Origin of the sequence: Streptomyces shenzhenensis (assembly GCF_003688995.1) — a bacterium.
In the GTDB taxonomy this organism is placed as follows: domain Bacteria; phylum Actinomycetota; class Actinomycetes; order Streptomycetales; family Streptomycetaceae; genus Streptomyces; species Streptomyces shenzhenensis_A.
In genome coordinates, this window is the sequence record NZ_PENI01000001.1 from 103,816 (window position 1) to 125,210 (window position 21,395).

Below are 21,395 nucleotides of genomic sequence, written 5' to 3' on the forward strand. Positions count from 1 at the left end.
CGTTTGCGACCGAAATACGGATGGGTACTTCCGCTTCATCGGCACCGTCACCTACATTGCCTGCGCGTTACAACTGATGATCGGCAAGGGGACGGAGCCTAGGCATGTCAGATGCGCCTGAAGTGAAACCACCGGTGGTGACACCGGTACGCGTGGTCATCGCCCTGTGTCTCGTCGCACCCTTCGTGGCGATGCTGTGGGTCGGCTCCTACGCCAAGATCGACCCCACGTTCATCGGGATCCCGTTCTTCTACTGGTACCAGATGCTGTGGGTGCTGATCTCCACCGCGCTGACCATGATCGCGTACAAGCTGTGGCAGCGTGACCAGCGCGCCCGCGGGACCCAGGGCGGAGGTGCCGCGCAGTGAACGACGGCGTCAACGGCGTCGCGCTCGGCGTCTTCATCTTCTTCTTCCTGGCCGTCACGGTCCTGGGCTTCCTGGCCGCCCGCTGGCGCAAGGCCGAGAACGAGCACAGCCTGGACGAATGGGGCCTGGGCGGCCGGTCGTTCGGCACCTGGGTCACCTGGTTCCTGCTCGGCGGCGACCTGTACACGGCCTACACCTTCGTCGCCGTCCCGGCGGCGATCTACGCGGCGGGCGCGGCCGGGTTCTTCGCCGTGCCCTACACCATCCTCATCTATCCGCTGATCTTCACCTTCCTGCCGCGCCTGTGGTCGGTCTCGCACCGGCACGGCTATGTGACGACCTCGGACTTCGTGCGCGGCCGGTTCGGCTCCAAGGGGCTGTCGCTGGCGGTGGCGCTGACCGGCATCCTCGCCACGATGCCGTACATCGCACTCCAGTTGGTGGGCATCCAGGCGGTCCTCGACGTGATGGGCGTGGGCGGCGGCGAGAACACCAACTGGTTCGTCAAGGACCTGCCGCTGCTGCTCGCCTTCGGCGTGCTGGCCGCGTACACCTACTCGTCGGGCCTCAGAGCACCCGCGCTGATCGCGTTCGTGAAGGACACGCTGATCTACATCGTGATCGCGGTGGCGATCATCTACATCCCGATCAAACTGGGCGGGTTCGACGACATCTTCGCCAAGGCGGGCGACGCCTTCGCCCAGACCAACCCGGCGACGGGCGCGCCGCGCGGGGCGCTCGCCCCGCCGGAGGCGGGCCAGTGGACGTACGCCACGCTGGCCCTGGGCTCCGCGCTCGCGCTCTTCATGTACCCGCACTCGATCACCGCGACGCTGTCCTCGCGCAGCCGTGAGGTGATCCGCCGCAACACCACGATCCTGCCGCTGTACTCCCTGATGCTCGGCCTGCTCGGCCTGCTGGGCTTCATGGCGATCGCGGCCGGGATCAAGGTCTCCAACGGCCAGTTGGCCATCCCGCAGCTGTTCGAGGACATGTTCCCGGCCTGGTTCGCGGGCGTGGCGTTCGCGGCGATCGGCATCGGCGCCCTGGTGCCCGCCGCCATCATGTCCATCGCGGCCGCGAACCTGTTCACCCGCAACATCTACAAGGACTTCATCAATCCGCACGCGACGGCCGAGCAGGAGACCCGGATCTCCAAGATCGTGTCGCTGCTGGTGAAGGTGGGCGCGCTGGTCTTCGTCCTGACCATGGACAAGACGGTCGCCATCAACTTCCAGCTGCTGGGCGGCATCTGGATCCTGCAGACCTTCCCGGCCCTGGTGGGCGGCCTGTTCACCCGCTGGTTCCACCGCTGGGCGCTGCTCGCGGGCTGGGCCGTCGGCATGGTGTACGGCACGGTCGCCGCCTACGGGGTGGCCTCGCCGACGCAGAAGCACTTCGGCGGCTCGGCCGAGGAGATCCCCGGGATCGGCGAGATCGGTTACATCGGCACGACGGCGTTCGTGCTCAACGTCCTCGTCACCGTCGTCCTGACCTTCGTCCTGAAGGCCGTCAAGGCCCCGGAGGGCGTGGACGAGACGAGCCCGGACGACTACACGGCCGACGCCGGCGCGCCGGGCGTCCAGGTGGAGCTCCCGCCCGCGACCGCGGGCGCCGGTCGCTGAGAGGCGCCCCCAACGGGCGCGAGCGACCGCGCCCACCCCGCAACGGGCCGCCGAAGCCGACCGGCAACGGCGGCCCGTTGACGTACGACACAACATCTGGGGGTGCCACGACGGCCCGGCACTAGATGTATGCTCATGCTCGCTGTCGCCGCAGGGGAATCCGGTGCGAATCCGGAACTGTCCCGCAACGGTGTACTCATGCGTGTATGCCCGCATACCCGCATGCAGGCTCAGTCCGAGGACCTGCCGACAGCGCACCCGGCCGTCCGGTCCGGGTGCCCTGACGTCCGGGCCTCGTGGAATGGGCCGGCGGAGGCGACGCCGTGCGCGCTCGTGTGCTGCCCCCTGCCCTCCGCGAGGCCCCGTGCCGAGCGAGGGAGAGCCCCACGTGACCATCGCGCCAGCCGACCCGGCTTCAGCCGCCCAGGCGACCGCAGTCCCGGTGGAGACCGACGGTCCCGGTGCCGCGCTGCTGCGGACCCTGACCGAGCTGACCGCCGACCTCCCCGACGCCGACCCCGGCCGGGTCGCCGCCGCCGCACTGCGCGGCCGGTCCGCGCGGGCCGACGCCGATGCCGGCGCGGAGCTGCGGGAGCTGGCCACCGAGGCGGCCGCCGGCCTGATCGCGGAGGACCCCGCCTACTCACGGCTGGCCGCCCGGCTGCTGACCCGCTCCATCCGAACGGAGGCCGCCTCACAGGGCGTCACCTCGTTCACCGGGTCGATCGCCGTGGGCCACCGGGAAGGGCTCATCGCCGACCGCACCGCCGACTTCGTACGGCTGCACGCCGAGCGGCTCGACGCGCTGATCGACCCCGCGGCGGACGACCGCTTCGGCTACTTCGGGCTGCGCACGCTGCACAGCCGCTATCTGCTCCGGCACCCCCTGACCCGCAAGGTGGTCGAGACGCCGCAGCACTTCCTGCTTCGCGTGGCCGCCGGCCTCGCCGACGGGGGTACCCGCTCCGGGGGCGACTCCGCGCACGCCGTGGACGAGGTCGCCGCGCTCTACCGGCTGATGAGCCGTCTCGAGTACCTGCCCTCCTCCCCGACGCTCTTCAACTCCGGTACCCGGCACCCGCAGATGTCGTCCTGCTACCTCCTCGACTCCCCCAAGGACGAGCTGGACTCCCTCTACGACCGCTACCACCAGGTGGCCCGCCTCTCCAAGCACGCCGGGGGCATCGGCATCGCCTACTCCCGCGTCCGCTCCCGCGGTTCGCTGATCCGCGGCACCAACGGGCACTCCAACGGCATCGTCCCGTTCCTGAAGACCCTCGACGCGTCCGTGGCCGCCGTGAACCAGGGCGGCCGGCGCAAGGGCGCGGCGGCGGTCTACCTGGAGACCTGGCACTCCGACATCGAGGAGTTCCTGGAGCTGCGCGACAACACCGGCGAGGACGCCCGCCGTACGCACAACCTCAATCTCGCCCACTGGATCCCGGACGAGTTCATGCGCCGGGTCGACGCCGACGAGCAGTGGTCACTGTTCTCGCCGTCGGACGTGCCCGAACTGGTCGACCTGTGGGGCGAGGAGTTCGACGCCGCCTACCGCGGGGCGGAGGCGGCCGGGCTCGCGAAGAAGACCATCCCGGCCCGTGATCTCTACGGCCGTATGATGCGCACCCTCGCACAGACCGGCAACGGCTGGATGACCTTCAAGGACGCCGCCAACCGCACCGCCAACCAGACGGCCGAGCCGGGCCACGTCGTCCACTCCTCCAACCTCTGCACGGAGATCCTGGAGGTCACCGACGACGGCGAGACCGCGGTCTGCAACCTGGGCTCGGTCAACCTCGGCGCGTTCGTGCGCGGCGGGGACATCGACTGGGAGCGGCTGGACGAGACGGTCCGCACCGCCGTCACCTTCCTCGACCGGGTCGTCGACATCAACTTCTACCCGACCGAGCAGGCCGGCCGCTCCAACGCCAAGTGGCGGCCGGTCGGCCTGGGCGCCATGGGCCTGCAGGACGTCTTCTTCAAACTGCGCCTGCCCTTCGACTCGGCGGCGGCGAAGCAGCTCTCCACCCGCATCGCCGAGCGCATCATGCTCGCCGCCTACGAGGCGTCCGCCGACCTCGCCGAGTGCAACGGCCCGCTGCCCGCCTGGGAGAAGACCCGCACCGCGCAGGGTGTGCTGCATCCCGACCACTACGGCGTCGAGTTCAGCTGGCCGGAGCGCTGGGCGGCCCTGCGCGCACGGATCGCGAGGACCGGGATGCGCAACAGCCTGCTGCTCGCGATCGCGCCCACCGCGACCATCGCGTCCATCGCCGGTGTCTACGAGTGCATCGAGCCCCAGGTCTCGAACCTCTTCAAGCGCGAAACGCTCTCCGGTGAGTTCCTCCAGGTCAACTCGTATCTGGTGCACGACCTCAAGGAGCTGGGCGTGTGGGACGCCCGCACCCGCGAGGCGCTGCGCGACGCCAACGGCTCCGTGCAGGACTTCGCGTGGATCCCGGCGGACATGCGCGCCCTGTACCGCACGGCGTGGGAGATCCCGCAGCGCGGCCTGATCGACATGGCCGCGGCCCGCACGCCCTACCTGGACCAGTCCCAGTCCCTGAACCTGTTCATGGAGACGCCGACCATCGGCAAGCTCTCCTCGATGTACGCCTACGCGTGGAAGCAGGGGCTGAAGACCACGTACTACCTGCGCTCCCGCCCGGCGACCCGGATCGCCCGCGCGGCCCAGGCGCAGCCCCGGGCCACCGTCCCCGTGCAGGCCGCCCCGGACCCCGAAGCGGTCGCCTGCTCCCTGGAGAACCCGGAGTCCTGCGAAGCCTGCCAGTAATGCCCGCCCGTCGCCCGACCACGACCCCTGGAGGACGGCGCTCCGCGCCGACAGTCATGACTACCCAGAACCTTCTCGACCCCGGCTTCGAGCTGACTCTGCGCCCCATGCGCTACCCCGACTTCTACGAGCGCTACCGGGACGCCATCAAGAACACCTGGACCGTGGAGGAGGTCGACCTCCACTCCGACGTCGCCGACCTCGCCAAGCTGACCCCCGCCGAGCAGCACCTCATCGGCCGGCTGGTCGCCTTCTTCGCCACGGGCGACTCGATCGTCGCGAACAACCTGGTGCTGACGCTGTACAAGCACATCAACTCCCCCGAGGCGCGGCTGTACCTGAGCCGTCAGCTGTTCGAGGAGGCCGTGCACGTCCAGTTCTATCTGACGCTGCTGGACACCTATCTGCCCGACCCGGAGGACCGTGCGGCGGCCTTCGCCGCGGTCGAGAACATCCCGTCCATCCGGGAGAAGGCCGAGTTCTGCTTCCGGTGGATGGACTCGGTCGACAACCTGGACCGCCTGGAGTCGAGGGCCGACCGCCGGCGCTTCCTGCTCAACCTGATCTGCTTCGCCGCGTGCATCGAGGGCCTGTTCTTCTACGGCGCCTTCGCGTACGTCTACTGGTTGCGCAGCCGGGGTCTGCTGCACGGCCTGGCCACGGGCACCAACTGGGTGTTCCGCGACGAGACGATGCACATGTCCTTCGCCTTCGACGTGGTCGACACCGTCCGCAAGGAGGAGCCCGACCTCTTCGACGACCAGCTCCAGCAGCAGGTCACCGACATGCTCCGGGAGGCCGTCGAGGCGGAGCTGCAGTTCGCGCGCGACCTGTGCGGTGACGGCCTGCCGGGCATGAACACCGACTCGATGCGGCAGTACCTGGAGTGCGTCGCCGACCAGCGTCTGACGCGTCTCGGCTTCGCCCCGGTGTACGGCTCCGAGAACCCCTTCTCCTTCATGGAGCTGCAGGGGGTTCAGGAGCTGACCAACTTCTTCGAGCGGCGCCCCTCGGCGTACCAGGTGGCGGTGGAGGGCACCGTCGACCTGGACGAGGACTTCTGAGCCGGCTCCTCGTCCGCCGTCTCCTGGGCCTCCCTGAGCTGTCGGTCGATGCGCCGGTCGCGCACGATGCCGAACACCGACGGGAGGACCAGGAGGACGAGGATCCCGAGGACCGCGACCATTCCGATCAGGCCTTCGATCTGGTTCGTGTTCATGGACACCACTGTTGCGCCTGACACTCCTTACCGGCAGTGGCAGGACTGCCGTACACCCTCGAATTACTGCCAGGGACGAGGCACACTGGCAGCATGCTGAAGAACGTGGCGGCCGTCCTGCTGGACGGCGTGCACCCCTTCGAGCTGGGGGTCCTCTGCGAGGTGTTCGGCCTCGACCGCAGCGACGATGGGCTGCCGGTGTACGACTTCGCCGTGGTCTCGGCGGAGGGCCCGGCGCTGCGCACACATGTCGGCGGGCTGACCGTCTCGACGCCGTACGGGCTGGACCGGCTGGCACAGGCCGACCTGGTCGCGGTGCCGGCCGGTGAGGAGTTCGTCACCCGCGACTACCCGCCCGAGCTGCTGGCTGCCCTGGTGGCGGCGGTGGAGCGCGGGGCGCGGGTGCTCAGCGTCTGCTCCGGGGTGTTCGTGCTCGGCGCCGCCGGGCTGCTCGACGGGCGGCGGTGCAGCGTGCACTGGCGGCAGGCCGGGGAGCTGGCCGTGCGCTGTCCGCGGGCGGTCATCCAGCCGGACGTGCTCTACGTCGACGACGACCCGGTGATCACCTCAGCCGGCACCGCGGCCGGGATCGACGCCTGTCTGCACATCGTGCGCAAGGAGCAGGGCCCCGAGGTCGCCAACAAGATCGCCCGGCGCATGGTGGTGCCACCGCACCGGGACGGCGGACAGGCCCAGTACGTCGAGCGCCCGCTGCCCAGGAGCCGGTGCGACACCGTCGGCGACGTGCTGGCCTGGATGGAGCAGCACCTCGACCAGGAGGTCACCGTCGAGCAGCTCGCCGCCCGCGCCCATATGGCGCCGCGCACCTTCGCCCGCCGCTTCCAGCAGGAGACCGGCACCACCCCCTACCGCTGGATCCTGCGCCAACGGGTGCTGCTGGCCCAGGAGTTGCTGGAGGGCACGGACCAGACGACGGACGCGATCGCGGCGCGCACCGGGTTCGGCACGGCCGCCGCGCTGCGGCACCAGTTCGTCCGGGCGCTGGGCACGACCCCGCACGCCTACCGGCGCACGTTCCGGGGCCCCGAGGCCGCCTGAACGCGCGCCGGTACCGGCGAGCGACACGCACCGTCAGCGCCGGCCGCGCGGCGTCAGCGGGCGCCGCCCGTCACCACTCCACGGGAGTGAGCAGCAGCCGGTCCGGACGGAGCGTGATGCCCACCCGGGTCTCGTCGTTCGACCCGGTGACCTGCTCGAAGCGGTACTTCGACGACAGCGCCGCGGTGATCAGGGTCAGCTGCGCCATCGAGAAGTGGTCGCTCGGGCACTTCCGGTTGCCCACGCTGAACGGGTTCATCGCGTACTTCGGCACCTCCTCGGCCCGCTCCGGCAGCCAGCGGTCGGGGTCGAAGCCGAGGCTGTCGGCGAACGAACGGGCGTCGCGCTGAACGGCGTACGGGCTGTAGACGATGTCGGCCCCGGCAGGAATGCGATAGCCGCCGAGCGTGGTGTCGGTGAGCGCGCGCCGGGTCAGAATCCATACGGCCGGGCGCAGGCGCATCGCCTCGACGACGACATTGTTCGTGTGCCGGAGCCTGCGGACGTCATCGAATCCGACCGGTCGGCCGCCGGTGACGGATTCCACCTCGTCGCGCACCTTCTCGGCATGTTCCGGGTGTTCGGCGAGCACCTGGAGCAGCCACATGATCGTGGAGGCGACGGTTTCGCTGCCGGGCGTGAGTATCGCGACGACCTGGTCGTGGATCTCCTGTTCCCCGATGGGGTCGCCATTCTCGTCCTGTGCCGCCAGCAATGCCGTCAGCAAATCGTCCGGCCTTTGACCGGATGCCCGGCGTTCGGCGACGATCTCGTCGACGAGGAGGTGCAGATCGGCCAGCGCCCGGTTGAATTCGCGGTTGGCCGGAAGGGGCAGTTTGTACAGCGGTCCGAGCGGCACCACCATCCGGCGGTACATACCGCGGAAGACGGTGGCGAGCGCGGCGCACAACCGCTCGGCCCGCTCGTCCATGGAGGCGCCGCGCAGCAGACAGCGGGCGGCGATGCGTACCGCGATCCGGAAGGACTCCGAGGTGCAGTCGACGGTCTCGCCGGGCCGCCAGCGCTCGGTCAGCGCATGCGCCTCCTCCTCCATGATCGGCCCGTAGCCGGGGATGGCGTCGAGCCGGAAGGCGGGCTGGATGGTGCGCCGCTGGCGGCGGTGCCGGGGCCCGTTGGCGGTGGCCACGCCCTCCTTGCCGAGCAGCCCCTCAAGGGACTCCCAGAGCGGTCCGTCGATCTTGTAGTCGGGGCTGAGCGCCAGCGCTCCGGTGAGCGCCGGGGTGGTCACGGCGTACACCGTCTTCGGGCCGAGTTTCAGCCGGACGACGTCGCCATGGTCGCGCAGTTGGGACATGAAGGCCAGCGGGTCGCGGACCAGCTTCCAGCCATGGCCCAGGACCGGCACCGCGCCGCCCGCAAGGGGCGGTTCGGACAGCTCGGGCGCGACCGGCGGTGGGGGTGCCCCCTGGGCGAGCGAAGCCGAGAACTCGGGGGACGACTCGACGGTCATTTCTCACCTGCCGCTTCGTTGTTGACGTACGGGGGCGTGGACCGGTCCGCCCAGCTGTCGACCATGTAGCGGCCGGATTCGTGGTGGAACCAGTACACCGAGCTGAACCAGTTGCGCATGGTGCCGACACAGGTCCGTACGGCGGCGCCGAGTTCCTTTCCCCGCGCCGTGCCGTCGTCCAGACCGTCGGCGAACCGCTCGGCCGCGCGTTCCGCCTCGATGAATTCCGTGATGCATTCCTCGATGCGCCGCCGGATGTCGCCGACCGCTTCTTCCAGGGTCATCCCCTCATGGGTGACGAGACTGATTCCGAGATTGTGGACCTCATCTCCCGCTATTTCCTTGGGGAGTGAGCAGAGGTCGTTGTACCAGGCGGCGAATTCCTGGCTCAGCAGTGCCGGACGGCGATATGCCGGGTCTTTCCGCACGGCGTCCGGGAGTTCGAGTCCTGCGCTCGGCTCCAGCAGGTCCGTCCATATCCAGTGGGCGAAGGTCAGGCGGCGCAGGGCGAGGTATTCCCCGACGCCGGGCACATATCCCTCGGTGCGGTTGCGGAACTCGCGGTCGTACGCCTCGATCACCGCGTGGAAGTGGCGGGCGAACCGCGCGTTCCAGGTCGGTGACAGGAAGGAGTACAACCGCACCACGCTGTCCGCGAACCCCGCGACCACGGGGTCCCGGTGGTTCAGATGGTGCTGCGGTGAGTCCAGGGCCGTGTGCAGCCGTGACCGCAGCCGCCGCCAGTCGGCCGCGCGGCCGTGCACGATGTCACGGTCGTGCCGGTCGTCCCAGACGAAGAACCACGCACTGTAGTCGGCAATGGCCTGGAGGACGTCGTCGGGAGCACCTGTGTAATACCCCGCCATCAAGTCCGTGTAGCACAGGCCATCGGCATATTCGGCAATCTTGTCCGCCGGCATGAGCCGCTTTTCGAGCAGCCAGCGGCGGGTCTTCTCCTGGAGCTGTGGCCAATACGGATGCAGGTGCCGGGGAAAGGATTCCTCGATCACCGGAAGAGCGAGCGACGGTGGGACTGCGACCGCCATGGGCGTCGATGTGGTGCCGTGTGGTAATGCATGCACGAACAAACCCCTCTCAGCCGTCAAGTGCACACGCACCTCGTACTGTGCCGGGCGTGCGCCGTTGCGTATCCCCGCACTTCCCATTCAGCACTACAACTGACCAGTCTGGGAACGGATTTGCTCCATTCACTACCTCAAGGCGCCCAGTTTCCCCTCTTGCGCGATCGGCTGCGAAGCGCTATGCACAACGCCCGGCCAGGGAGTTCCCTGGCCGGGCGTCACAGCCGGCAGTCCGAGACCGCGTCCGGTCTCAGTCGTTGGCGACCACGGGGTAGCGTGGCTCGTTCTCGGCCATCTGCCGCAGCGCGTCCTTGCGTTCGCGCTTGGAGAGCCGGTCGATGTACAGATACCCGTACAGGTGGTCGGTCTCGTGCTGCAGACACCGCGCGAAGTAGCCCGTGCCCCGCACCTTGACCGGGTTGCCCCGCTCGTCCTGCCCGGTCACCTCGGCGTAGTCGGGCCGGGCCAGCGGCGCGTACGCGGTCGGCACGGACAGACAGCCCTCGTTGCTGTCGTCGAGGCGGCGCCGGTCGGCGGGCAGGTCCACGAGCCGGGGGTTGCAGACCACGCCGACATGCCGGGCGCCCCCGTCGTCCTGGCAGTCGTAGACGAAGACCTTCAGGTCGACGCCGATCTGGTTGGCGGCCAGGCCCACGCCCTCGGCGGTGCGCTGGCTGGTGAACATGTCCGCGATCAGCTGCTGGAGTTCCTCACCGAACTCGGTGACGTCCCTGCACTCCTTGTGCAGCACCGGATTGCCCACAACCGTGATCGGCCGCGTGGTACCGCGCTCCCGCCAGGCGGCCTCGCGCTCCTCGGCGTCCTCGGTGTCGATGACGAAGCCCTCGTCGTCCACGGGGAGCACGCCCGCGTGCTGCTGATCGGTGTCCTGCTGCGCCATGACCGACGTACGCCTTCCTCAATGAACAGGGGAGATATTGCTGATACAGGGTACGGGCAAGGGCACCCCAGGGGCGCGGGACTCAGTCCGATACGCGGCTCCGCCGGGCGGGTGCGACCGGCCACCACCGGCCCGCAGCCGGCAACGGCTCTAGGCCCTGTCGTCAAATTCCCTCCCCCAGCCTCCGGCCGGGAGGTGCCCCCAGCCCCGCGACGCCATGCACGCACTCTCGCCGCACCGGACACAGGCCCAAGTACATCCAGTACGAGGACCCGCGCCCGGCACACCGAGAGCACGCACCTGACGCCGCAGGGCCCGCCCTCCGGGCGAACGACGGGAATTTGACACAGGACCTAACAGACCTCTTCGAGATCCCGCCAGTCCCGGGAATTGGGGCTGTCCGCGACCCACCCGTCCAGCAACCCGCGGACCAGCGACGCCGGGGCGGCGACGCCGCACTCCCGCTCCGGCACCCACAGCTGCCCGTCCGTGCGGTGCCCGAGCGGCCCGGGATGCCCCGGCTCGCTGTGATCGTGCGGATCCAGGTGCTCCCCGTCGCCCTCGTCGGACGGCATCCGCGACTCGGAGCACATCCGGCACAGCAGCCGCACCGACGACGACCAGTCCTCCGCGGCGAAGCCGGCGTCGGCGGCCAGCTGCTCCAGCGCGTCCCGGTCTGCCTCGGTGGCGGCCTCCAGCAGGACCACCCAGGTGGGCACCGGCGAGGGGGCCCACAACTCGATCTCGTCGAAGACCGGGTAGGCGTGCCCGGCGGTGGTGGTGCGCTCGCCGTGCGGCACCCCGTCGTGCAGCACGACCTCGCCCCAGCGCCGCCCGGACGAGGGCAGCGGAATGGACAGCACCTCGATCCGCGCCGGGTCGAGCCGCCGGCCCCAGACGACCTCGGCCTCTCCCTCCGGCGACAGCCGAACGGCCGCGCTGCCCAGCTCCATGCCGAGCGGTTCTCCGGAGACGATGTCGCCTCCCCCGGCCTTCGGCCACGAGGCGCCCCCGGGCACCCGCAGCCCATAGGCCTGCCAGGCGCGGTGGGCCAGCGGCCAGTCCTGCAGGGCGGTGGCGGCGATGCCCACGTTCCACCAGTCGGGCGCTCCGGTCTCCCGGTCGAGCAGCGCCACGGCGCGCAGTCCGGCGGCGCGGGCCTGCTCCCAGTCGTGCCGGAACTTGTGCAGCAGGGCGAGGTTGAACCAGGACTCGGACAGCCAGGGCTCCAGATCGGCGGCGCGTGTCAGCAGCTCGCCCGCGTCCTCGTACCGGCCGTCGCCGATGAGCGTGAACGCCCGGTCCGTGGCCTGCCGCCAGGAGGCGGAGGGCCGGTGCCGTCCCTTGCCGAAGATCCTCACGATTCCCGCCTGCCAGTTCCAGATCCGCACTGTGGGCTGGCTTGTGCCCCCGGACACCCTCTCCCTCGCATCCAACCACGTACGGCGGGAGAGGCGCTCATTACCCATGGGTTACCCAGCCGGGGCCGGGTCAGACCGTCCGGTCCTGCGCCCGCCGCCCCGACCGGGAAGCTCGCGCGCCGCACCCCGGTCCCCCAGCACTCGCGCGAGCGACTCCACCACCTCGGGTGCGTAGTCCCCGGCGGTGCCCAGCCGCAGTTCCTCCAGGGCCTTGAGGGCGGCACCGGGGCCGGCCTCCCGCGCCTTCTCCTCGTACGCGTTCACGGCCCGGATGATCCGCGCGGCCACCGGCTGCTCCCGGTAGGGGTCGGCCTGCCGCTCCACGACCACCGCGACCGCCGCGTCCACCCCGGTCTGCCGTACCACGGCGCCGCCGAGCAGCGCTATCCGCCGCTGTTCCGCGGCGGGCAGTCCGGCGGTGGCGCCGGCCGGCACCGGGTCGACCAGGCTCAGCTGGCCGATGTCGTGCATGAGGGCCGCGTACTCCAGCACGGTCAGCTCGGGCGCGGTCAGCCCGAGGTCCCGGCCGACGGCCCGGCTGAGCGCGGCGACCCGGTGGGCGTGACCGGCCGGGGTGTAACCGGCGATCTCGGTGGCCCGGGCGAGGGAGGCGATGGTCTGCCGGTAGGTGGCGCGCACGGCGACGTACCGGCGCAGTGTGAGCTGGGTGAGCAGGAGCGGCAGGCAGAACACGGGCAGCGCCCACAGTCCGACGACGGCCACCGCCAGCGCCATCACCGCGCCCGTCGCGCACACCGCGGAGCCGATGCCGAGCAGCCCCCGCAGCTCGTCCCGCAGCAGCGGGCCGAACGGCCACCGGGTGCGTGAGTGGGCCAGGGCGGCGGCCAGGACCGCGTCGCACAGGGCGGTGAGCACGAGGAGCGCGAGCAGCAGCACGGCGTGTACCGAACCGCCCAGGGACCCGAACAGGCCGTCCCCGTGCAGGGGTTGGCAGCAGACGGCGGCGAAGCCGATGGTGAGGACCCGGCGGGCCAGATGGTCGAGCGTGGCGGCCCGGCCGCACCAGATGTGCGGGACGCTGCCGAGCAGCGAGGCGGCGAGGACGACGGTGACGACCTGCGCGGCACGGACGGGTGTCCCCGAGCTCTGGGCCAGGTCGAGCGCGTGGGGGGCGGTCGCGTGCCCGGCTCCCTCGCCGAGCAGCGCGTACGACAGGGCGCCGGCCGCGCCGAGCGACGCCGTCTCCCGGACATCGGCGCCGGTGACGGTCACGGGAACGCCCGCCACCCGGGCCGGCGCGGAGGGCCGGGGGACGGTCAGCTCGCCGACGGCTATGAGCACACCGAAGGCGAGGGCGGTCCCGCGCTGCTCCAGGCCGAGGACGAGGGTGACGGCGAGGGAGACAGCGGCGAGCAGCGCGGCACAGACATGGACGAGCCGGAGCGCGCTCATCGATGTGCCTCGCGCGGGCCCGCGACGGGTTCGGGGGGCGGCACCGGGTACTGCCGCTCGTCGGCGGTGACCGCGGGATGCCAGCCTCCCCCGCTCCCGGCTTCGTTCGAGCGGGGGCACCCCCATCGCCCCACGGCCCGGACCAGCGCGGCGACCATCCGGGGGTCGAACTGGGTCCCGGCGCAGCGCTCCAGTTCCCGCAGTGCCGTCGGCACCGGGCGCGCCCTGCTGTAGGAGCGCGTGGACGTCATCGCGTCGAAGGCGTCGGCGACGGCCACCACTCGGGCGCACTCCGGGATCTGAGCGCCCGCCAGCCCGTACGGGTAGCCGCTGCCGTCGAGCCGTTCGTGGTGGTGCAGGATCGCCGCCCGCGCCTCGCCGAGGAAGGAGATGCCCCGGACCATCTCGTGGCCGTACTCGGGATGCAGCTCGATCACCCGCCGCTCCTCGGGGGTGAGCGGCCCGTCCTTGCGCAGCAGCCGGGTCGGCACGCCCAGCTTGCCGACGTCGTGCAGGATCCCGGCGAACCGCAGCACCTCGACGCGGTCGTCGTCCAGGCCGAGTTCGCGGGCGATCATCACGGACGCCTGTCCGACCCGCTCGCTGTGGCCGCGGGTGTAGCCGTCCTTGATGTCGACGGCCTGCACGAGCGCGCGGATCGTCGCCTGGTGGGCCGCCCGCTCCCGGTGGTACTGCGCGAAGACCCACCAGGACACGCCCATCGGCAGCAGCACGAGCAGCGCGGCGACCGGACCGTGCGGGCTGCGCCACAGCACGGCCATCATCAGCCCGGCCAGTCCGTGCACGGCGATCGGCGCGAGCGAGCGGGGCAGCAGCCCGCGCCAGGCCCGGCGGGCCGGCACCTGTTCGGCCAGGGCGAGGATGCCGCCGTCGAGCGCGGCGAGGACGAGGCAGAAGGCCAGCACGGCCGCGGCGGCCGGCACGAGGGCGTAGGGGAAGTCGGAGTGCACGACCGCGCCACGGCCGCCGAGCACCTCGTGCACGCGGGCCGCGGCGTACACGGCGAGCGAGGACTGGGCGGCGCGCCAGATCCGGCGCAGCGCGCGGGGCCGTTCGGCGGGCGAGAGCAGGGCACCGGGCACCGGTACGAGCGCGGCGGCGGGCGCGGGCAGCAGAAAGGCCCCGGCGAGCAGGACGGGGTGGAAGGTGCCTCCGAAGCGGCGCCTGACGATCTGCTCGCAGGCCGCGTACAGCGCGGTGAGCAGCGCGATCGCCCACCAGGGCGCGTGGGTTCTGGGCAGCGGCAGCATGCCGAGCAGGGCCAGGGCGGCGACGGAGGCCACGTACACGCGTGCCCGTGCCGGAACCGCATCCATGACGCCCTCCCCCGACCATGCCGTCCTGGTTCCGGAGCCTAGGACGCGGATCGGGGAGTCCGTGAGGCCATGCCGCACGGATTAGCACGTTCGGGTGATGACCGTGAAGTCAGCAGCGGGGTCGGACGGCGGACCGCGGAACGCGCCGGCCGGGAGCCGTCAGGACTCCTGCGGGGTCGCCGTGATGTCGTGCTCGGGCACCGCCTGGCCGGAACGGATCAGATCGATCCGCCCCATGACCTTGGCGCGCAGGTCGATCGGCACGTCGTCATGGCCGCAGCACCGCTTGACCAGCTTCTTCACCGCCTGCTCCAGGCCGTACTTCTCCAGGCACGGCGAGCACTCCTCGAAGTGCTGCTGGAACTTGTCGCGATCGGCTGCCGGCATCTCGCTGTCGAGGAACTCGTACAGATGATCGAGTACCTCACTGCAGTCCGTCTCGTGCGGCTCTCCGCAGCTCATGAGCCCGAGCCTTTCGCTTCGTTCGACTCTCCGGCGCCCGCCGGGACCAGCCCGCGCTCGCGGGCGTAGTCCTCCAGCATGCCGCGCAGCTGACGGCGGCCTCGGTGCAGCCGGGACATCACCGTACCGATGGGTGTCCCCATGATGTCCGCGATCTCCTTGTACGCAAAGCCCTCTACGTCCGCGAGGTAGACGGCGATGCGGAATTCCTCGGGGATCGCCTGCAGCGCTTCCTTCACATCGGAGTCGGGCAGGTGGTCGAGCGCCTGCGACTCGGCGGAGCGCAGACCGGTCGACATGTGCGACTCGGCACGGGCAAGCTGCCAGTCCTCGATCTCCTCGGCCGCACTGCGCTGCGGCTCGCGCTGCTTCTTGCGGTACGAGTTGATGAACGTGTTCGTGAGGATCCGGTACAGCCACGCCTTGAGGTTGGTGCCCTCGCGGAACTGGTGGAAGGACGCGTACGCCTTGGCATACGTCTCCTGCACCAGGTCCTCGGCGTCGGCCGGGTTGCGCGTCATGCGCAGCGCGGCCGAGTACATCTGGTCGAGGAATTCCAGCGCGTCCCGCTCGAAGCGCGCGTTGCGCTCCGAGTTCGACTCCGCGCCGACGCCCTGGCCCTCGGGCAGCTCCGCCTGGCCGTTGTCGGTCCCTGCGTCGGTCCCAGTGACCGGACCCACCTCCTCAAGATCCCGGGCAGGACCGATACCGGTCCCACTCGAATCGGAGGATAGAACACGACCCGTGCCTGCCGCCGCTCGAACCGGAGCCGTCCTGGCCGCGTGCAGCACCGTCCAGTCCAGGCCGGTGCGGCTGCTGCGGCTCGGGCAAAAGGTCGAACCCATGCGGCGGACTCCCTCTCCTACGGCGTGAGTGCTGGAGCTTCAGCACTTCTGACCGCCACAACAGTGCGCCGGCGCGCGGCATTCCCGGGCGTCACCCGAGTGACGCGACCCACTCCGCGACGCCGTCGGTGACGATCTCCAGGGCCCGCTCCTGGCCGATCTCCGCGCGCTTGGGCACGGCGAGGCCGTGGTCGCCGTGCGCCACCTCGACCAGCCGGTACGCACCCGCAGGGAACTCGTCCGGCCTGCCGAACGGGTCGTTGCCGCCCTGGACGACCAGCGTGGGCACCCCGGCCCCGAGCAGCTCCGCGGCCCGTGACTTCTCGGGCTTGCCCGGCGGGTGCAGCGGGAAGCTCAGGGCGAGGACCGCGTGCGCCCCCAGCTCGTGCGCGGTGCGGCAGGCGACCCGGGCCCCGGCGCTGCGCCCGCCGGAGATCACGGGCAGCCCGGGGGCGGTCAGCGCGGGCCAGACCCCGCGCCAGCCGGTGTCGAGGGTCTTCGGGGCCGGGGCGACCTTCCGGCCCGCCACCCGCCAGGGCTGCTCGACGAGGGCCACGGTGACGCCGTGGGCGGGCAGCGCCGCCGCGAGCGCCCGCAGGTCGCGCGCCTCGATGCCGCCGCCCGCCCCATGGCCCACGGCCAGCACGAACCGGGGCCGCCGCGCCGGGTGCCAGGTGATGCGGGCGTCCCCCGCGTCCGTACCGATGATCTCTGTGGTCACGTCAGAAGAGTGTGCCCGCTTCCGGCCCCGCCAGCTCCTTCAGCAGCTCCGGGCCGTTGTTGCGGACGTCGCTGACGGCCGTGGAGACCGGGTAGGCGCGCAGCAGGCCGTGCGGCGGCGGCTCCAGCAGCGAGCGCAGGTCCTCGGCCTCGGTGCGGGCGGGGTCGAGCCAGGCGTCCCAGCGGTCCGGGGTGAGCATCAGCGGCATCCGCGGGTGGATCTCGGCGAGGCTGTGCGGCCCCTCCGCGGGCGCCACGGCCAGCGGGGTGGTCTCCGCCTCCGTGGTGATCACCGAGCAGGTCGCCCACCAGGCCTGCGGGTGGTCGTCGGGCAGGGTCCGGTCCCGCCAGAACTCGTACAGGCCCGCCATCGCGAAGACCGAGCCGTCGGCGGGCAGCACGAAGTACGGCTGCTTGCGCGGCCGCTTCTTCCTGCCCGCGACCTCCAGGTCCCGCTCCTGCTTGCCGGTGACCCACTCGTAGTAGCCGTCGGCGGGCAGGATGCAGCGCCGGGCGGCGAAGGCACGACGGTACGACGGCTTCTCGTGCACGGTCTCCGCACGGGCGTTGATCATCCGGGCGGCGCCCTCGGGCGACTTGGCCCAGGACGGCACCAGACCCCACTTCAGCCGGCGCAGCTGGCGAACCGGACGCGGGTCGTCGGCGTCTTTCAACGGACGGTCGAGGACGGCGTAGACCTCCTTGGTGGGCGCCACGTTGTAGTCGGCCTGAAAAGTCTCCTCCGGCGGCTTCCCCTCAGTGCTCGACTCCGCGCCGACAGGAGGGACCCCCACCTCGACTTCAAAGACTCCTGCGAGATCCTCGGGCCTACGACTCGCTGCATACCGTCCGCACATACGTGCCACACTGCCAGGCCCACCCGCCACCCGGCCACCGTCTCCGACCCACCCGACCCGACCGGCCCGACCGGAGCCCGGCCGGAGCCCGACCAGAGGGAGCGACCGCACCACATGGACAGCACCGCATCGACCGCGCTGCCCGACCTCTGGGACCGGCTGTGGGGCACCCAGCCCGACCCGGACCTGTGGGTGGTGCTGGCCACCCTGGCCGCGGCGCTCGCCGTGGTCGTCCCGCACGGGCTGTGGCGCCTCTCGCGCAACGCCATCACCATCGCGCACGAGGGCGGGCACGGCCTGGTGGCCCTGCTCACCGGCCGGCAGCTCACCGGCATCCGCCTGCACTCCGACACCAGCGGCCTCACCGTCAGCCGGGGCAAGCCGCACGGCCTCGGCATGATCCTCACCGCGGCATCCGGTTACACCGCGCCGCCGCTGCTCGGCCTGGGCGGGGCCGCGCTGCTGGCCGCCGGGCACATCACGCTCCTGCTCTGGCTGGCCACCGCCCTGCTCGTCGCCATGCTGGTGATGATCCGCAACGCGTACGGGGCGCTGACCGTGCTCCTCACCGGCGGCACCTTCCTGCTGGTGTCCTGGCTGGCCGGCGCGCAGGTGCAGGCCGCGTTCGGGTACGCGGTGGTGTGGTTCCTGCTGCTGGGCGGGGTGCGGCCGGCCTTCGAACTGCAGGCCAAGCGGGCGCGGGGCGGAGCGGGCGACTCGGACGCGGACCAGCTGTCGCGCCTGACCCATGTGCCGGCGTGGCTGTGGCTGTTCCTGTTCCACACGGTGTCGCTGTGCTCACTGATCGGCGGGGGACGGTGGCTGCTACGGGGATGAGGGCCCGCCCCGAAGAGGCGCGGGGACCTGAGCGCCCAGCCCGCACGGCGCCGCACCCGACAACGCGACGCCCCGCACATCGCCGTCCGGAAAGCGCGCACCCGCGCCCGGCCGTCCCCGCCCACTAAAGTGGGGCCATGGCCCCGAACACCGCGCACACCGCCCTCTGGCCCGCCCCGCACGCGAGCGGAGCCGTCGACGCGACGGTCCACGTGCCCGGGTCCAAGTCCGTCACCAACCGCGCCCTCGTCCTCGCCGCCCTCGCCTCCGAACCGGGCTGGCTGCGCCGCCCGTTGCGCTCCCGCGACACCCTGCTGATGGCGGGCGCCCTGCGCGCCATGGGCGTCGGCATCGAGGAAGGGGTCGGCCCGGACGGCTCCGGCGAGGCCTGGCGGGTACTGCCCACGGGCCTGCACGGCCCGGCCTCGGTCGACGTCGGCAACGCCGGCACCGTCATGCGCTTCCTGCCGCCCGTCGCCGCGCTGGCCGACGGCCCGGTCCGCTTCGACGGCGACCCCAGGTCGTACGAGCGCCCGCTGCACGGCGTGATCGACGCCCTGCGCGAGCTCGGCGCCCGGATCGACGACGACGGCCGGGGCGCGCTGCCGCTGACCGTGCACGGCAGCGGCGCCCTGGAGGGCGGTCCGGTGTCGGTCGACGCCTCGTCGTCGTCCCAGTTCGTCTCGGCGCTGCTGCTGTCCGGGCCCCGCTTCAACCAGGGCGTCGAGGTCCGCCACACCGGCGCCTCGCTGCCCTCCCTGCCGCACATCCGGATGACCGTCGACATGCTGCGCGCGGTCGGCGCCCAGGTGGACACCCCGGAGTCGGGCGGCGAGCCGAACGTCTGGCGGGTCGCTCCGGGCGCCCTGCTGGGCCGCGACCTCACCATCGAGCCGGACCTGTCGAACGCCCAGCCGTTCCTGGCCGCGGCCCTGGTCACCGGCGGCAAGGTGCTCGTCCCCGACTGGCCGGCGCGCACGACCCAGCCGGGTGACCGGCTGCGCGAGATCTTCACCGAGATGGGCGGCTCCTGCACGCTGACCGAGTACGGCCTGGAGTTCACCGGCTCCGGCGCGATCCACGGCATCGACGTGGACCTGGGCGACGTGGGCGAGCTGACCCCGGGCATCGCCGCGCTCGCCGCGCTCGCGGACTCCCCGTCGACCCTGCGCGGCGTGTCCCACCTGCGGCTGCACGAGACGGACCGGCTGGCCGCGCTCACCAAGGAGATCAACGAGCTGGGCGGTGACGTGACCGAGACCGCCGACGGCCTGCACATCCGCCCGCGCGCGCTGCACGGCGGGATCTTCCATACGTACGACGATCACCGCATGGCGACGGCCGGCGCCGTCATCGGTCTGGCGGTCGCGGGCGTGCAGATCGAGAACGTGGCGACCACCGCCAAGACCCTGCCCGACTTCCCCGAACTGTGGGCCGGGATGCTCGGGAACTGACGGGCGGACCGGGATCATGCGCCGCTACGGCAAGCACACCGACGAGGACGACATCCGCACCCGCCCGAACCGCAAGGGCAACCGGCCCCGCACGAACATCCGGCCCAAGCACGAGGACGCCGCCGAGGGCATGGTCCTCACCGTGGACCGGGGCCGGCTGACCTGCCTCGTCGAGGGCCGTACGGTCCTGGCGATGAAGGCCCGCGAGCTGGGCCGCAAGGCGGCCGTCGTGGGCGACCGGGTGGCGCTGGTCGGTGATCTGTCCGGCCGGAAGGACACCCTCGCGCGGATCGTCCGCATCGAGGCGCGCACCTCGGTACTGCGCCGTACCGCGGACGACGACGACCCGTACGAGCGGGTGGTCGTCGCCAACGCCGACCAGCTCGCCATCGTCACCGCCCTCGCCGACCCCGAGCCCCGCCCCCGGCTGATCGACCGCTGCCTGGTCGCGGCCTACGACGGCGGCCTCGACCCGCTGCTGGTGCTCACCAAGTCGGACCTGGCCCCGCCCGGCAAGCTCCTCGACCTGTACGGCGACCTGGACATCCCGCACGTCGTCACCAGCCGCCTGGAACTGGAGGAGGGGGCCGCGGCGGACCGGGTGCGGGAGCATCTGGCGGACAAGGTCACCGCGTTCGTCGGCCACTCCGGCGTCGGCAAGACCACACTGGTCAACGCCCTGGTCCCGGAAGACCGCCGGCGCATGACGGGGCACGTCAACGCGGTGACGGGCCGCGGCAGGCACACCACCACGTCGGCGCTCGCGCTGCCGCTGGGCGACGCGGACGGCTGGGTCGTCGACACCCCGGGGGTGCGCTCCTTCGGCCTCGCCCACATCGACCCGTCCCGCGTGATCCACGCCTTCCCGGACCTGGAGCCAGGCACCGAGGGCTGCCCGCGCGCGTGCAGCCACGACGAACCGGACTGCGCACTGGACGAATGGGTGACCGAGGGACACGCGGACCCGGCACGCCTGTACTCTTTGCGCCGGTTGCTGGCCACACGGGAACGCAGGGACGGCGACTGACCTCAGCGGTGTTTGCGGGGGCGCGGGCCTGGCAAGTGCATAATCGCACCGAGCCGGACATACGGGAGGACAGCACATGGCGTGGCTGCTGGTCGTCGTGGCCGGATTGCTCGAAACCGGCTTCGCGGTCTGCCTGAAGCTATCGCACGGTTTCACCCGGCTGTGGCCGACCATCGCGTTCGCCTGTTTCGCCCTCGGCAGCTTCGGCCTGCTGACCCTCTCCCTGAAGAAGCTGGACGTGGGTCCCGCCTACGCCGTGTGGACCGGCATCGGCGCCGCGGGCACCGCGATCTACGGCATGGTCTTCCTGGGCGACCTGGTGTCGACGCTGAAGATCGTCTCGATCAGCCTGGTCATCATCGGCGTGATCGGCCTCCAACTGTCGGGCTCGTCCCACTAGGCCCTGTCGTCAAACTCCCTCCCCCAGCCTCCGGCCGGGAGGTGCCCCCAGCCCCACGACGCCATGCACGCTCCCCCAAGCTCTCGGCTCCGCTCGACCAGAG

Annotated in this window: 20 protein-coding genes and 1 riboswitch; of the genes, 9 read left to right on the top strand and 11 right to left on the bottom strand. The window is 71.4% G+C overall.

All coding sequences use genetic code 11. The features are described from left to right. The first annotated feature begins 104 nt into the window (after window positions 1-104). From CTZ28_RS00440 to CTZ28_RS00455, 4 genes are all read left to right on the top strand, one after another. Window positions 105-368 (top strand): DUF3311 domain-containing protein, encoded by a 264-nt coding sequence (locus tag CTZ28_RS00440; protein ID WP_121887148.1) that lies wholly within the window; start codon window positions 105-107, stop codon window positions 366-368. Continuing rightward, a complete protein-coding gene (gene mctP / locus CTZ28_RS00445; protein ID WP_121887149.1) occupies window positions 365-1,993 on the top strand; it encodes a monocarboxylate uptake permease MctP in 1,629 nt (542 codons plus the stop codon). The genes CTZ28_RS00440 and mctP overlap by 4 nt, the downstream gene beginning before the upstream one ends. Before the next feature lie 94 nt (window positions 1,994-2,087). Beyond that, window positions 2,088-2,258: riboswitch (cobalamin riboswitch) on the top strand. Between the two features lie 123 nt (window positions 2,259-2,381). Then, the gene (locus tag CTZ28_RS00450) at window positions 2,382-4,787 is read left to right on the top strand and encodes a ribonucleoside-diphosphate reductase subunit alpha (protein ID WP_121887150.1); all 2,406 of its coding nucleotides are present in this window, start codon (window positions 2,382-2,384) and stop codon (window positions 4,785-4,787) included. Between the two features lie 56 nt (window positions 4,788-4,843). Next, window positions 4,844-5,851: a ribonucleotide-diphosphate reductase subunit beta gene (locus CTZ28_RS00455; protein ID WP_121887151.1), complete on the top strand. Its 1,008-nt coding sequence runs from the start codon at window positions 4,844-4,846 to the stop codon at window positions 5,849-5,851. On the opposite strand, the gene CTZ28_RS00460 is transcribed toward CTZ28_RS00455, so the two are convergent. Further along, window positions 5,764-6,006: a hypothetical protein gene (locus CTZ28_RS00460; RefSeq protein WP_183154196.1), complete on the bottom strand. Its 243-nt coding sequence runs from the start codon at window positions 6,004-6,006 to the stop codon at window positions 5,764-5,766. The genes CTZ28_RS00455 and CTZ28_RS00460 overlap by 88 nt on opposite strands. Window positions 6,007-6,099: 93 nt before the next feature. Here CTZ28_RS00460 and CTZ28_RS00465 point away from each other — a divergent pair, with 93 nt between their 5' ends. Continuing rightward, window positions 6,100-7,065 carry a helix-turn-helix domain-containing protein gene (locus CTZ28_RS00465; RefSeq protein ID WP_121887153.1) on the top strand — a complete coding sequence of 322 codons (966 nt, stop codon included), beginning with the start codon at window positions 6,100-6,102 and terminating at the stop codon, window positions 7,063-7,065. Window positions 7,066-7,135: 70 nt separating this feature from the next. Here CTZ28_RS00465 and CTZ28_RS00470 read toward each other — a convergent pair whose 3' ends face one another. The 10 genes from CTZ28_RS00470 to CTZ28_RS00520 all read right to left on the bottom strand — a co-directional run bounded on the left by CTZ28_RS00470 (window position 7,136) and on the right by CTZ28_RS00520 (window position 17,574). Further along, window positions 7,136-8,536, bottom strand: a complete 1,401-nt coding sequence (locus CTZ28_RS00470; protein ID WP_121887154.1) for a bifunctional albaflavenone monooxygenase/terpene synthase — start codon at window positions 8,534-8,536, stop codon at window positions 7,136-7,138. Continuing rightward, window positions 8,533-9,618: an epi-isozizaene synthase gene (gene cyc1, locus CTZ28_RS00475; RefSeq protein ID WP_121887601.1), complete on the bottom strand. Its 1,086-nt coding sequence runs from the start codon at window positions 9,616-9,618 to the stop codon at window positions 8,533-8,535. Before cyc1 ends, CTZ28_RS00470 begins: the two co-directional genes overlap by 4 nt. Window positions 9,619-9,868: 250 nt before the next feature. Next, window positions 9,869-10,519: a peptide deformylase gene (gene def / locus CTZ28_RS00480; protein WP_121887155.1), complete on the bottom strand. Its 651-nt coding sequence runs from the start codon at window positions 10,517-10,519 to the stop codon at window positions 9,869-9,871. Window positions 10,520-10,872: 353 nt separating this feature from the next. After that, window positions 10,873-11,880 (bottom strand): tetratricopeptide repeat protein, encoded by a 1,008-nt coding sequence (locus CTZ28_RS00490; protein WP_121887602.1) that lies wholly within the window; start codon window positions 11,878-11,880, stop codon window positions 10,873-10,875. Between the two features lie 111 nt (window positions 11,881-11,991). Beyond that, on the bottom strand, window positions 11,992-13,353 hold the full coding sequence (locus tag CTZ28_RS00495; protein ID WP_259471408.1) for an HD-GYP domain-containing protein: 1,362 nt from the start codon (window positions 13,351-13,353) through the stop codon (window positions 11,992-11,994). Then, window positions 13,350-14,690 (bottom strand): HD-GYP domain-containing protein, encoded by a 1,341-nt coding sequence (locus CTZ28_RS00500; protein WP_121887156.1) that lies wholly within the window; start codon window positions 14,688-14,690, stop codon window positions 13,350-13,352. Before CTZ28_RS00500 ends, CTZ28_RS00495 begins: the two co-directional genes overlap by 4 nt. A gap of 159 nt (window positions 14,691-14,849) precedes the next feature. After that, window positions 14,850-15,152, bottom strand: coding sequence for a mycothiol system anti-sigma-R factor (gene rsrA / locus CTZ28_RS00505; protein ID WP_121887157.1), 303 nt, complete (start codon window positions 15,150-15,152; stop codon window positions 14,850-14,852). Further along, window positions 15,149-15,832, bottom strand: coding sequence for an RNA polymerase sigma factor SigR (sigR, locus tag CTZ28_RS00510; protein WP_220795297.1), 684 nt, complete (start codon window positions 15,830-15,832; stop codon window positions 15,149-15,151). The genes rsrA and sigR overlap by 4 nt, the downstream gene beginning before the upstream one ends. Window positions 15,833-16,088: 256 nt before the next feature. Then, on the bottom strand, window positions 16,089-16,718 hold the full coding sequence (locus CTZ28_RS00515) for an alpha/beta hydrolase family protein (RefSeq protein ID WP_121887159.1): 630 nt from the start codon (window positions 16,716-16,718) through the stop codon (window positions 16,089-16,091). A gap of 1 nt (window position 16,719) precedes the next feature. Continuing rightward, window positions 16,720-17,574: an SOS response-associated peptidase gene (locus CTZ28_RS00520; RefSeq protein ID WP_121887160.1), complete on the bottom strand. Its 855-nt coding sequence runs from the start codon at window positions 17,572-17,574 to the stop codon at window positions 16,720-16,722. A gap of 114 nt (window positions 17,575-17,688) precedes the next feature. Here CTZ28_RS00520 and CTZ28_RS00525 point away from each other — a divergent pair, with 114 nt between their 5' ends. The 4 genes from CTZ28_RS00525 to CTZ28_RS00540 all read left to right on the top strand — a co-directional run bounded on the left by CTZ28_RS00525 (window position 17,689) and on the right by CTZ28_RS00540 (window position 21,292). Then, the gene (locus CTZ28_RS00525; RefSeq protein ID WP_121887161.1) at window positions 17,689-18,411 is read left to right on the top strand and encodes a M50 family metallopeptidase; all 723 of its coding nucleotides are present in this window, start codon (window positions 17,689-17,691) and stop codon (window positions 18,409-18,411) included. Window positions 18,412-18,548: 137 nt separating this feature from the next. Then, window positions 18,549-19,865 (top strand): 3-phosphoshikimate 1-carboxyvinyltransferase, encoded by a 1,317-nt coding sequence (gene aroA, locus CTZ28_RS00530; RefSeq protein ID WP_121887162.1) that lies wholly within the window; start codon window positions 18,549-18,551, stop codon window positions 19,863-19,865. 16 nt (window positions 19,866-19,881) lie between these two features. Further along, the gene (gene rsgA / locus CTZ28_RS00535; RefSeq protein WP_121887163.1) at window positions 19,882-20,892 is read left to right on the top strand and encodes a ribosome small subunit-dependent GTPase A; all 1,011 of its coding nucleotides are present in this window, start codon (window positions 19,882-19,884) and stop codon (window positions 20,890-20,892) included. Between the two features lie 76 nt (window positions 20,893-20,968). Then, a complete protein-coding gene (locus CTZ28_RS00540) occupies window positions 20,969-21,292 on the top strand; it encodes a DMT family transporter (RefSeq protein WP_121887164.1) in 324 nt (107 codons plus the stop codon). Window positions 21,293-21,395 lie beyond the last annotated feature (103 nt).